Source organism: Minwuia sp. IMCC3060 (assembly GCF_029909435.1).
GTDB lineage: Bacteria > Pseudomonadota > Alphaproteobacteria > Minwuiales > Minwuiaceae > Minwuia.
In genome coordinates, this window is the sequence record NZ_CP123782.1 from 642,714 (window position 1) to 655,153 (window position 12,440).

The window sequence follows — 12,440 nt, forward strand, 5'->3', positions numbered from 1 at the left end:
CTAGGGATGCGCAGGCCTGGATTTGCGGTCAGGGAACACGCCTTTGTCCGGGATGCCTGCGGGGCCTGTGGCTAGGCTGCCGACCGTCTGACGGTCACGGCGACATCCAGTGATTCGAATGCGTCGGCGTCGCCGGTGAAGCTGCCGGAGACCGGCATTGTCTGGCTGATGTGGCGCCCCACGGCGACCGGAATCAGATTGAAGCCGCCGACGCTGCGGTTCGTCGGGTCGAACATGACCCAGCCGGCGCCGGGGATGTAGACCTCGGTCCAGGCATGTGTGGAACCCGCGCCGGCGGAGCCGATGGCGTTGCGCGCGGGATCATGCAGGTATCCGGAGACGATCCGCGCGCCGAAGCCGAGGCTGCGCACGGCATCCGCGAACAGCACCGCGAAGTCGCGGCACGACCCCCTGCCGCGTTCCAGGGTCTCGACCGGCGACTGCGCGGCGTCGTCCTCGCGCTCCTCATAGGTCGTCTGCCCGGCAACACCGTCGCTGATGGCCCTCAGCAGGGAAAGGGTGTCCGCCCGCGGCCCGGGGACGAAGCCCTGCGCCCAGTCCCGCAGCCGTCCGGCAGGATCGAGATAGGCCTGCAGCCGCAAGGCACCGAGATCGGTCATCTCGTCATCGCCGAGCAGGAAGGGGTAGCTTGAAGCGGATGCCGCGATGTCGAAGACAGGCCATTCCTCGGCCTCCAGTGTCAGTTCGGCAAGGCTGTCGACAACCAGGGTGTCGCCGGGCTGGCCGAACGTCGCTGTCGCGATGGCGTTCCCCGACACATCGTTCGACCATGCGACGCTGGCGGCGGGCGAGATCTGCAGTTCATGGGAGAGCAGCCGCAGGGTGCGGCTTTCCCTCGGCCGCAACATCAGCCGGTGCGGACCAAAATCGACGGGCCGGTGATAGCGATAGCTGGTGCGATGATGGACCTTCAGCACCGGGGAGATCACGGTCGGTCACCGGGGACACCGGTTCCGCGGCAGCCGACCATGCGGGTCCGCTCCACGTCAGGGATGCGCGGACAGTAGGTCATGGCAGTTTCCTCTCGGCACGAAGTCTGGTCGCTCGGCCGCCCGATGCTAAGCGATTTGTCGGACAGGCGTGAGGTCACAGTCTCCGGATCATGCGGTCCTGCCGGTCGCGCGGCGAGACTGAACCGGGGCCACGGGCGGTGCCCGCAGCCCCGGACCGGCCTCAGAGGATGAAATCGTCCTGATGCAGGTCCGCGATGCCGATGTCGTTCAGCGTGATCGTCACCCCGCCGTCGACACCCAGCAGCGCGAGGCTGGCCGAGCCCCCCGTCTCGCTCGCGATTGCCAGCACATCGGCGAAGTCATCCAGGCCGAAGTCGGATAGGTCGATCTGGTCCAGCGAACCCGCTCCGGCCTCGAAGCCGTTGACCACATCATCGCCATCGCCGTCACCGAAGACGAAGGTGTCATCGATTCCGTCGAGGCCGAACAGCGTGTCACTACCGGTGCCGCCGACGAATGTGTTGGCGTCGCCCGCGCCCGGTTCGCTGCCGGGCAGACCGGCGTTCTCCGGAAAGACATCGCCGATCAGGTCGTCGCCCGCACCGCCGAAGACCGTGTCATTGCCGTCATTGCCGGCGAGCGTGTCATTGCCGTCGCCGCCAAGGATCGTGTCGTTGCCGCCGAGACCGGCCACGTTGCTGCCGCCGGTCCCGGTGACGGTTATCTGGTCGTCCAGGTCGCCGCCTTCGATCACGGGGGCATCGCTTTCGATGACCAGGCCGGCAGGCGTGACCGTGATGGCGACGCTGTCCGTTGCCGACAGCGGCCCGCCCAGTCCGGTGTTCCCCAGATCGGTGACCTGCACGTCCAGATTGTCCGTGCCGCTGAAGTCCGGGTCGGGGGTGTAGGTCAGGGTGTCGAGCAGCCCGTTCACGTCCGCCAGGTCGCCCGTGAGGATCAGTTCGGATGTGCCGTTGCCCGCAACCACGGCGACCGTGCCGCTGACGCTCAGCACACCGTTTCCGACTGTCAGGACGATCTCGACCTCGCCGGTACCCTCCGCGGCATCGACATCGCTGACACTGATGTTGCTGACGGCCACCGACTGGTCCGGGTCGACGACGACGTCCGGTGTCGCTTCCCGCCCGAACACGACATAGGCGCCGCCGCTGCGCGGCGCACCATTGTTCTCGGACTGGGCACCCATGATGATGTCGGCACGCCCGTCATTGTTCATGTCGCCGATGGCGCTGACACTGTTGCCGACACCGTTGGAGAAGATGGCGATACCGCCGATACCATTCTCCACATCGGCCAGATCCACATTGCCCTGCGCGCCCGCCGTGCCGAGCACGATGTAGGTCATGCCGGCGCCACCGCTGTCCAGTGCGGCGGTGGGCGAACTGACGGCGATGTCATCCAGGCCATCGCCGTCGAAATCGCCAACGCCGGCCACCGCGTACCCCGCACGGTCGTCCGCCGACGCACCGACAATGGAGAAGCCGTCGACGGACTCGGTGAAATTGTCCAGATCGACGGTGTCTCCGTCCGCCTTGCCGTAGATGACGTGGGCGATACCGGAACGGACGCCGTTGGCATTGCTCTGCGGGGAGCCGACGATGAGGTCATCCAGGCCGTCGCCGTTCAGGTCGCCAGCCCCGGACACCGCCTGGCCGATATTGTCCAGTGGGCTGCTGCCGGTGATGGCGAAGCCGCCGATACCGGCCTCCACATCGCCCAGGTCGATCGCGGTGCTGTCGGCCTTGCCGAAGACGACATAGGCGGCGCCCTGGCCACCCAGCGGCGCCCCGACAAGCATGTCCGCCAGGCCGTCACCATTCACGTCGCCAGCATCCGAGACCGAGAATCCGGCACCGCTGGTGCCAGCCGCGCCCTTGATGACGAAGCCGCCGCCATTGCCGCTGCGGATGTCGCTGATGCGGACTTCGGACGTGTCCGCCTTGCCGAAGATGACGAAAGCGGCACCGGAATCAAATCCGTTGGCGTCATCGCGACTGGCGCCGACGATCAGGTCCTCGATGCCGTCACCGTTCACATCCCCGGCAGAACTGATCGCGTTGCCCAGTGACTGGCCGGTCTGGTCGGGGCGGATGAAGAAGCCGCCATTGCCGTTGAAGACATCGGAGAGTTCCACCGTCGTCCCGTCCGCCTTGCCGAACACCACATAGGCCGACCCGGTCTGTCCGCTGAAGCGATAGGCCCCGACCAGAAGGTCATCCAGGCCGTCACCATTCAGGTCACCGATGCCGTCGACCGACGATCCGGCCAGTTCACCCTGTGGCCGGCCCTGGATGGCGAAGCCGCCCGTGCCTGCACTGACATCCGCCAGGTTGACCGCCGTGCCGTCCGCCTTGCCGAAGACGACATAGGCCGATCCGGAGTTGTTGCCGTTCACGTCCGCATGGCGGGCATCGACGATCACATCGACAATGCCGTCCCCGTTCACGTCGCCCGCGCCGCGCGGCCCCCGACCGGCCAGATCGGAATCGGCGATCCCGTTCATGATGAAGCCGCCGTCGCCCGCGCGCACGTCAGAGAGGGCGATGGCATTGGAGACGAGCACCTGGGGTGCATCGTTGACGGCATTGACGTTGATCTCCGCCGTGCCTGTCGCCCGACCGAAATTGCTGTCGCGCACCGTGTAGGTCACCGTGTCGGTGCCGTTGAAATCGGGATTGCCGAGATAGGTCAGGGAGCCGTCGGCATTGACGGTCACCGTGCCGTTGGCGGCAGTCGCCGACTCGACCGTCAGCGCGTCGCCTTCGAGGTCCGTGTCGTTGGCGAGCACGTCGAACGTGACGGCCGTGTCCTCGTCGGTCTCCGCCGTGTCGGCCCCGGCAACCGGCGCGTCGTTCACCGGGATGACGTCGAACACCACCTGCGCTGTCGCGGTGGCCCCGCCGCTGTCTGCGACCGTATAGCTGATCGTGTCCGGGCCATTGAAATTGGCATTGCCCAGATAGGTCAGGGTCCCGTTGGCGTTGATGGTCACCGTGCCGTTTCCGGCACTTGCCTCCACCACGGTCAGGGCATCGCCCTCCGGGTCGGTATCATTGCCGAGCACATTGACGGTCGCGGGAAAGTCCTCGAACGCGCGCAGGGTGTCGTCAGTTGCCACCGGCGCGTCATTGACCGCATTCACCGTCACCGCGACCTCGGCTGTCGCGGTGCCGCCATTACCGTCATCAACGGTGTAGCTGATGGTGTCCGTGCCGTTGAAGTCCGCATCGCCGACATAGGTCAGCGTCCCGTCCGTCCCGATCACCACCGTGCCGTTGGCGGCACTGGCTCCCGTCACCGTCAGGGTGTCCCCATCCACGTCCGAGTCATTGCCCAGCACGTCGATGGTCACTGCAACGTCCTCGTCGGTCGTCGCGGCATCATTGACGGCCACCGGCGCGTCATTGGTTCCCTGCACCGTGACGGTCACGAATTCGCTCGCCGTGTCCCCGCCCAGGTCCCTGACCGTGACTTCGTATGTCAGGTCGAGGGATTCGTTGCTGCCCAGATGATCGAAGTGTCCGTTCGCCGCACCGAAGGTCCATCCGATGAGAGGCTCGCTGGCTGACGCGGACAGGAAGCCCTGGGCCTCGGCTGCGGTGATGCCGCCCTGATCGCCCCCGAAACCGTCGAACCTGACGGAGGCGGTGTGCAATTCGTTGTCGTCGAGATCGCTGAAGACCAGATTGCCCGTCGTGCTCAGGATCGTGGCGCTGTCCTCGACCAGCGTGGCCGACAGGTCGGAGGCATCAGCGTCGATCACGGGGGCATCATTGATCCCGCTCACCCGCAGCGCGACACGCGCCGTGCTGCTGCCGCCGTTGCCGTCGGAGACCGTGTAGGAGATCTCGGTCGAGATCAGGTCGGGTGCTCCCAGGCTCTCGAAGCCGCTGGTGACATCGAAGGTGGGATTGCCTTGGCCATTGGCAGGGAAATGGAGAAAGCCGGAGCCGACGCCTTCGAAGACCACCTCGATGGGGCCGTCGGTCGGCTGGCCGTTCACCGAGGTGACTGTCAGTGTATCCCCGTCAAGGTCGAGATCATTGCCGAGCAGGTCGATGGTCGCGGACTGGCCCGCCCGGAGCGAGAAGAAGTCATCACGGGCAAGCGGCGCATCATTGACCGCATTCACCGTTACCGCGACTTCCGCTGTTTCGGTGCCGCCGTTACCGTCATCGACGGTATAGCTGATCGTGTCCGTGCCGTTGAAATCGGCATTGCCGGTATAGGTCAGCGTCCCGTCCGCCCCGATCACCACCGTGCCGTTGGCAGCACTGGCCGCGGTGACGGTCAGCGCATCACCGTCCGCGTCCAGGTCGTTGGCGAGCACGTCGATGCTGGCGGAGATGTCCTCGTCCGTGATCAGGCTGTCGTCAGCCGCCACCGGGTCCGTGTTCACGCCACCGATGATCTCGATCTCCAGCGCCTCGACGCTGTGCACGATCAGGTTCAGCGCATCGAACCGGAAGACGAAGCCGCAATGCGACCAGGCATGGCCGCGATGGCTGAGAAAGTCCTCGAAGCGGTCGATATCGGCCTGGATCGCGGCGTCGTCGGCTTCCGCCTGGGTCAGCACCAGCCGCAGCGTGTCATGGCCGCGTCCGCCTTCCACCAGGTCGAGGCCATGGCTGTTCTGTGATGCCTCGAAGCGCACGACATCATTGCCGCTGCCGGCATCCAGATAGTCGGACCCGGCGCCGCCATCCAGCAGGTCATCGCCGGAGCCGCCGAAGATGATGTCACAGCCGTCGCCGCCGCCCAGCGTGTCGTCGCCGCGTCCGCCATTGATCAGGTCACTGCCCGATCCGCCGTCGATGATGTCGCGACCGTTGCCGCCATAGAGACGGTCGCGCCCCGACCCGCCATCGATCAGGTCATTACCGTTGCCGCCGAAGACCGTGTCGTTCCCGCCCCCGGCCTCGACCGTGTCGTCGCCCTTGCCGCCCTTCAGGAGTTCCGAACGGCGCGAGCCGGTCAGATGGTCGTCCCGCCTGCCGCCGGAAACAAAATGGTTGAAATGCGTCCAATGATATCCCGACATAGAAGAGCCTCCACGAAGATGCAGGTGGAGCTATGGGCGATATTCCGGAGCTTGTGAAATTTGGATTCCGAATACGCTTTATATGGATCGTTTGATGAACCTTCGTACGCTTGATCTGAACCTGTTGCGTGTCTTCGACGCCGTCTACGGTACCGGCAGCGTCAGCCTGGCCGCCCGCTTGCTGGGGTTGAGTCAGCCGTCGGTCAGTGCATCGCTGGCGCGATTGCGGGAACTGCTCGACGATCCGCTCTTCGAACGGGCCCGGGACGGTCTGGTGCCGACGCCACGCGCCGACGAGATCGCCGTTCCGATCCGCGAGGGGCTGGCGCTGGTCGACCTTGCCTCCGAACTGCCGCAGGAATTCGATCCGGCGGAGGTCTCGGGCACCACACGGATCGGACTCACGGAACTGGCGGAACCGCTTCTGATGCGGTGCCTGATGCCCATCATCGAGGAATCGGCACCGAACATGTGCCTGTTCCTGCGCGACCTTCCCGACCAGGACATTTCCACCGGGCTCTATGACGGCAGCCTGGATCTGGCGATCCACGACCAGCCCATAGACGGACGACAGATCCGGTGCGAGATGCTGCTGCGCTCCCCGCTGGTCTGTGCGGCCCGGCCCGGCTGGAACAGTCGCCACGGTCCCGTCACCAGGGAGAATTTTTCCGGTTTCCCGTTCATCGACCTGAAGACCAAGCAGCGGGCACACAAGAAGCTGGACCGTTCGCTTGCCGCCCAGGGCTGCGTGCGGCGGCTGGTCTACCAGACCGGTGGCTACTGGTCGATGGCGGGGATGATCGCCGGTACCGACATGCTCGCCGTGCTGCCGAAGGTGTTCTTCGACGAGGTCGGCGCGACATTCGGGCTGGAGGAGATCCCCCTGCCGTTCGATGTGCCCCGCGACGAGGCCTATCTGATCTGGCACGAGCGCAACAACGGGAATCCGACGCTGGACTGGCTGCGCGACATCTGCCTGTCGGTCTTCCGGGGGAATGGAGCAGTGTTTCAGGGGAAGGACCGGGATGGTTGAGGGAAATCGGCTGAACCTGAACCTGCTGCGCGTCTTCGTGAAGGTCTACGAGACCGGTCACGTCACACGCGCGGCGGAGGAACTGGGCATGAGCCAGCCCGCCGTCAGCGCGGGACTGGGCAGGCTGGCGAAGCATTACGGCCAGCCCCTGTTCCGGCGCACGAAGAACGGGATCGTGCCGACACCCCTGGCTGACAAGCTGATCGAGCCCATCCGCAAGGGCATGCATGTCTTCGAATCCGGGCTGTCGGTCCGCGACGATTCTGCGTCCTACGACCAGAAGCGGCATATCCGGATCTCGCTGCCCAACCTTGCCGAACCCACCATCTTCACGCCGGTCCTGGACCAGCTCTGGCGGGAAATGCCGGGTGTCACGGTGGAGATCACGCCATTCTACGAGGTCGATGTCGTTCAGGAACTCTGCAGCGGTTCGCTCGACCTTGCCTATCACGCGGGGGCAGTGATCGACCATCCGGACCTGATAAGCCAGCACATGGTTGACGGGCGCTGGGCCTGCATCACCCGGAAGGGCTGGTCGGACGATTTCGGCCCCCAGACTCCGGAAGCCTACGACAGGGCCAGGAAGGTGCTGATCGACCGCCCCGTGGCGCCGGAGGACATGCTGGTTGTCTATTCCGGCGACAGGACCAACAGCGAGCCGGCCTGCCGGGTGCATCGTGCCTGGAGCATTCCGCAGATCGTGGCCAACAGCAATCTGGTCGCCCTGGTGCAGATGCCGTTCGCGATCTTCGTGCACAGGCGGTTCGGGCTCGATATCCATCCGCCGCCGCCCCTGGCCACGCCGGCCCGGCTGGAGATGGTGTGGCATCGACGCGCCGATGCCGATCCGATTCACCGCCGTCTGAGGGAAATGGGGATGCACAGCGTGAACGAACTGGTCCGGCGCATGCGCTCCGGCTGGCCGCTGGACGAGGGCCTGTTTCAGGGAATCTGGGACGCGGATGCGCCTGCCGGGCCGACCGAGGCGCAGGGACAGGTCATGGCGGACTGATCCGCCGCCGCACGACCGTCCTGCCGCGCCCGTAGGCGAAGCGGACTTCATCGCGATGCAGAAGATGGCGCGCCGGGGAGGATTCGAACCCCCGACCCCCAGATTCGTAGTCTGGTGCTCTATCCAGCTGAGCTACCGGCGCCGCGCCCGGTGTGCTGATGCAGCACCATCGGGCGAGGCGGACGTATACGGTATGCCTTTCTGCTTGGCAAGCCACCAATTGACAGGTATGCCCCTTGAATCAAGGCCTTCCTTGTGACGCACGTATCGCTTCGCTAACATCTCCGCGCCGGTCGGATGTAACAGTGATTCGGTACGGTGTGCCGAGGGTGCCGGGCCGGCCAGATTTGGGGCGGCGGGTGGTCTTGACCGGATATCGCTAAGTGACGACGCTGAACAGCGCGACAGGGCCAGAGGCTACGAAATGGGCGGGCAGACTGCTGTAATGAACACAAGGTCATTCACGACATCATCCGCACCCTGGACCAGCCGGGCCGCAGGCCTGCTGATGGTGGGTATGGCGTCTTTCGCAGGTGGTTGCACCTTCGTATCGGACTCGCTGTGGCCGTCTCTGGCGGGTGAGGACGAGGCCGGTACCGTGGTCCGTGAGGCACCGCCGCGTGTCAGCCGCCTCTCGCCGGAGGCGCAGGCCGCGCGCAATGCCGCGCTCAATGCCGCCGCCACGGGATCGGCATCGACCACGTCGTTCCCCTCGACCCAGGTCGCTGGCGGCCCGCCGCCGCTCGGCACCACGACGTTCGAGGCCCCTGCGGTCTCTTCCTTCCCGGCCACAGGCACGGTGGTGGGGCAGAAGGTCCAGCAGCTTGCTTCCGAACTGCGCCAGCTGGAGGGGCGCCTGAACCAGCGCAATGACACGCTGGCCCAGATCCGTGGCTCCACCATCCAGAACGCCCAGCGCTATCACGGCACGGTCGCCGCGATTCAGGCGCGGTTGCAGGTTGGTTCGACCCCCGGCAATCCGGTGCTGGTCAACCAGTGGAACCAGGCGCAGAGCGAACTTACCCGCCTGAGCAGCGATATCGCCGCCATGAATGGCCTGGCCAACGAAGTGGCCGCTGATTCCAGCCTTGCAGCGTTCCTGCTGGAGACGGCGCGGGCGACCTACGGTATTGCCGGTGCGATCGACGAGGATCATCGCCAGCTTGCCGTGCTGGAGGATCAGACCAACAAGACCGTGGTCGTGATCGACCGCCTGCTGAACGAGCTTTCCGACGATGTCAGCCGCCAGACGGCCTATATCGCCAATGAGCGCCGCAATCTCGGTTCCCTGGCACTGGCCATCAAGAATGGCGAGCTTTACGGCACCAGTCTGGCATCGCGGGCCTATGCCCCGCCGACCAGTGGCTATCAGCCGACCGGCCTGCAGGCCCCGCGCGCCGGAAATCCGGGTTCCGCGGCCGTTGCCAGCGGGCGTCCGCTGGTGGTGATCCGCTTCGACCGCCAGAACGTGGAATATGAGCAGGCGCTCTATACGGCTGTCAGCCGTGCGCTGGACCAGCGTCCCGACGCGCGCTTCGACATTGTCGCGGTGTCGCCCAGCAGTGGCTCCGCCGCCGACATCGCCCTGCAGCGTTCCCGGTCCCGCAAGCATGCCGATGACGTGCTGCGGACCCTGACCGGCATGGGGCTGCCCGCCGACCGTGTGGGCCTGACCTCCACCACCAGCGCCGAAGCCGGGGCCTCCGAGGTGCATATCTACGTCCGTTGAGGCTGCGCTGATGCTGCCCGAAATGCTGACATTCGACCGCATCCGGATCGGGCAGAGTCTCGGGGTTCACGAATCCGCCATCGATCAGGCCGCGCTCGACCGCTGGCGTGCCGTCTACGGGGATGACGTGGGCGGCAATACCGACGCCGCGCCGCCAGACATGGTGTCGGGCATCGTCATGGCCGCGCAGCTCGAACTGACCAATCCCCACCCCGATGGTGGCCTGCATGCCGGGCAGCAGTATGTGTTGCACCGTCGCCCGGTCATCGGCGACACCCTGCGCACCAGTTCCGTTCCGCTGTCCAAGGAGGTCCGCAAGGGCCGAAACTGGGTACGGATGAAGACCGAGACCCGCGACCAGCAGGATCGCCTGGTCTACGAAGCGGTCCTTACCCTGATCTGGGCAGGCTGAGCGCGCCATGCAGACCGAACTCACACCCGTCAGCCTGAAGATCACGCAGGACCGCATCAACGCCTATGCCGAGATCACCGGTGATCCGAACCCGATCCACCTGGATGCAGCCTTCGCGGCAAGGACGGAAATGGGCGGCATCATCGCCCATGGCACCCTGTCGATGAACCTGATCCTGCGTGCCATGGCGGCGACCTTCGGCCCGGACGCCTGCGACGGCGCTGAGATGGACATCCGCTTCGTGAAGCCTGTCCGCGTCGATGATGTCGTCACGGCCAGCGGCACCCGTGATCAGGATGAGTCGGGGCGCTATACCGTCCAGATCACCAATCAGGCCGGTGAGCCCGTGATCGTTGGCTGGGTCCGTCCGGCCGTCGCGGGCGTGTAGACAGGTCTGCGCAGCCCCACCACGCCGTACCCGGGCTTGACCCGAGTACCCATGGTGCCGCTCAAACGTCGGCGACTGGGCTCGCGGATCAAGTCCGCGAGCGACGTGGTGGGAAGTGGGCGCGGGCGACCGTGCGTGCGGACCGGGTCCGCACGCACCGTGTCGGTGGAGGGGACGGGTCAGATGATCCGGCTGTCCTTGTTGCCCCAGTAGCGGTCCTTCAGCAGGCGCTTGTAGAGCTTGCCGTTGGCGTGACGGGGCAGTTCCTTCTCGAAGTCGATGGACTTTGGCGTCTTGATGCCACTGAGTGATTCACGGCAGAACGCGATCAGCTGCTCCGCCATGTCAGGTCCGGCCTTGGTGTGGTCGATCAGTTGCACGACGCCCTTCACCTGTTCACCCAGGTCCGCGTCCGGCACGCCGAACACGGCGGCATCCATCACGGCCGGATGCAGCAGCAACCTGTCCTCGATCTCCTGCGGGTAGATGTTCACGCCGCCGGAGATGATCATGAAGGCCTTGCGGTCGGTCAGGAACAGGAAGCCGTCCTTGTCCAGGTAACCGACGTCGCCGAGGGTGGACCAGCCCTTCGTGTTCTGCGACTCGGCCGTCTTCTTCGGATCGTTGTGATAGTTGAACGTCGGTCCACCGGCAAAGAAGACGGAGCCGATCTCGCCCTGTGGCAGCTCCTCGTCCGGGCTGTCCATGTCGGTGATCTTCAGCTCACCGACGATGGCACGGCCGACGGTCCCGGGATGTGCCAGCCACTCGTGCGGATTGGCGGCAACAAAGCCGTTGCCCTCGGTTCCGGCGTAATATTCGTAGATCACCGGACCCCACCAATCCATCATCTGCTGCTTGACCTCGACGGGGCAGGGGGCGGCGGCGTGGATGGCGACCTTCAGCGAGGAGACATCGTACTTCGCCCGCACTTCCGCGGGCAGTTTCAGGAAGCGCACGAACATCGTCGGCACCCACTGGCTGTGGGTGCAGCCGTATTTCTCGATCAGTTGCAGCGCCCGTTCCGGGTCGAACCGCTCCATCAGGATCGTGGTCGCCCCGATCCGGTTCATCAGCAGATTGTAGCGCAGCGGCGCCGCGTGATAGAGCGGCGCCGGCGAGAGATAGATGGTCTCGGAATCCATGCCGTAGAGCATGAGCACGGCCTGCATGGTCGGGCGGACCTCGCCCAGCTTGCGGTTCTCCAGGTCGATCTTGATGCCCTTGGGCCGCCCGGTGGTGCCGGAGGAATAGAGCATGTCGTGCCCTTCCCACTCGTCGGCAATCGGCGTCTGCGGCATGTCGGCAATGGCATCGTCCCAGGAGCTGTAGCCGTCGATCGGCTCGCCGACCATCAGCATGTGCTCCACATGCGGCACTTCACCGGGCATGCCCTTCGCCATGTCCGCCTTGTAGGCGGAGGAGATGAACAGCTTCGCCTCGCAGTCGTTCACGATGTAGGCGACCTCGGGGGCGGTCAGATAGCTCGACGCACAGGCGTAATAGAGTCCGGCACGATGGGCGGCCCAGCAGATCTCCAGGAAATGCCGGTTGTTCTCCATGCAGATCGCGATGGCGTCACCGTGCTGCAGCCCCAGCGAGCGGAAGTAGTGCGCCCCCATGTTCGACCGGCGGTCCAGATCGCCATGGGTCACCACCTCCCCGGTGGAGGCCATGATGTAGGCCGGTTTCTCGGGCCGCTCCGCCCCGTGTACGCCAGGATGCATGTTCTCTGTTCCTCCCCGGAAATCCGACTCTGCCGTGTTCTTGGCGCCAGAATAGCGATCTGCTCTCTGGGGGGAAGTGCCGCTTGGTCTCAGGCACGGGCGG

8 protein-coding genes and 1 tRNA gene are annotated in these 12,440 nt (G+C 65.4%); 5 read left to right on the top strand and 4 right to left on the bottom strand.

Annotated elements, in window-relative coordinates; translation table 11 throughout:
- Positions 1–71: 71 nt before the first annotated feature.
- Together QGV54_RS02980 and QGV54_RS02985 are read right to left on the bottom strand one after the other, a co-directional pair.
- Entirely contained in the window at positions 72–947 is an 876-nt protein-coding gene (locus QGV54_RS02980; protein ID WP_348637659.1) for a transglutaminase family protein, read from the bottom strand.
- Positions 948–1,194: 247 nt separating this feature from the next.
- Positions 1,195–6,036: a tandem-95 repeat protein gene (locus QGV54_RS02985; protein WP_281018349.1), complete on the bottom strand. Its 4,842-nt coding sequence runs from the start codon at positions 6,034–6,036 to the stop codon at positions 1,195–1,197.
- A gap of 94 nt (positions 6,037–6,130) precedes the next feature.
- Between QGV54_RS02985 and QGV54_RS02990 the strand changes: the two genes are divergently transcribed.
- Together QGV54_RS02990 and QGV54_RS02995 are read left to right on the top strand one after the other, a co-directional pair.
- Positions 6,131–7,069 (top strand): LysR family transcriptional regulator, encoded by a 939-nt coding sequence (locus QGV54_RS02990; protein WP_281018348.1) that lies wholly within the window; start codon positions 6,131–6,133, stop codon positions 7,067–7,069.
- Positions 7,062–8,081, top strand: a complete 1,020-nt coding sequence (locus QGV54_RS02995; protein ID WP_281018347.1) for a LysR family transcriptional regulator — start codon at positions 7,062–7,064, stop codon at positions 8,079–8,081. The genes QGV54_RS02990 and QGV54_RS02995 overlap by 8 nt, the downstream gene beginning before the upstream one ends.
- A gap of 65 nt (positions 8,082–8,146) precedes the next feature.
- On the opposite strand, the gene QGV54_RS03000 is transcribed toward QGV54_RS02995, so the two are convergent.
- Positions 8,147–8,223: transfer RNA gene (locus QGV54_RS03000), tRNA-Arg, on the bottom strand.
- Between the two features lie 303 nt (positions 8,224–8,526).
- Between QGV54_RS03000 and QGV54_RS03005 the strand changes: the two genes are divergently transcribed.
- Genes QGV54_RS03005 through QGV54_RS03015 form a run of 3 tightly spaced genes read left to right on the top strand, consistent with a single transcriptional unit; the run spans position 8,527 to position 10,610 of the window.
- Entirely contained in the window at positions 8,527–9,810 is a 1,284-nt protein-coding gene (locus QGV54_RS03005) for a hypothetical protein (protein WP_281018346.1), read from the top strand.
- Positions 9,811–9,820: 10 nt separating this feature from the next.
- Positions 9,821–10,222: a MaoC family dehydratase gene (locus tag QGV54_RS03010; RefSeq protein ID WP_281018345.1), complete on the top strand. Its 402-nt coding sequence runs from the start codon at positions 9,821–9,823 to the stop codon at positions 10,220–10,222.
- A gap of 7 nt (positions 10,223–10,229) precedes the next feature.
- On the top strand, positions 10,230–10,610 hold the full coding sequence (locus QGV54_RS03015; RefSeq protein WP_281018344.1) for a MaoC family dehydratase: 381 nt from the start codon (positions 10,230–10,232) through the stop codon (positions 10,608–10,610).
- Between the two features lie 179 nt (positions 10,611–10,789).
- Here QGV54_RS03015 and QGV54_RS03020 read toward each other — a convergent pair whose 3' ends face one another.
- Positions 10,790–12,337, bottom strand: coding sequence for an AMP-binding protein (locus tag QGV54_RS03020; protein WP_281018343.1), 1,548 nt, complete (start codon positions 12,335–12,337; stop codon positions 10,790–10,792).
- Between the last annotated feature and the right edge of the window lie 103 nt (positions 12,338–12,440).

What these genes read in the sequence shown, in the direction of transcription:
- QGV54_RS02985 (WP_281018349.1), bottom strand. Translation starts at nt 6,036, where the DNA reads ATGTCGGGATATCATTGGACGCATTTCAACCATTTTGTTTCCGGCGGC.
- QGV54_RS02990 (WP_281018348.1), top strand. Translation starts at nt 6,131, where the DNA reads ATGAACCTTCGTACGCTTGATCTGAACCTGTTGCGTGTCTTCGACGCC.
- QGV54_RS02995 (WP_281018347.1), top strand. Translation starts at nt 7,062, where the DNA reads ATGGTTGAGGGAAATCGGCTGAACCTGAACCTGCTGCGCGTCTTCGTG.
- QGV54_RS03005 (WP_281018346.1), top strand. Translation starts at nt 8,527, where the DNA reads ATGAACACAAGGTCATTCACGACATCATCCGCACCCTGGACCAGCCGG.
- QGV54_RS03010 (WP_281018345.1), top strand. Translation starts at nt 9,821, where the DNA reads ATGCTGCCCGAAATGCTGACATTCGACCGCATCCGGATCGGGCAGAGT.
- QGV54_RS03015 (WP_281018344.1), top strand. Translation starts at nt 10,230, where the DNA reads ATGCAGACCGAACTCACACCCGTCAGCCTGAAGATCACGCAGGACCGC.
- QGV54_RS03020 (WP_281018343.1), bottom strand. Translation starts at nt 12,337, where the DNA reads ATGCATCCTGGCGTACACGGGGCGGAGCGGCCCGAGAAACCGGCCTAC.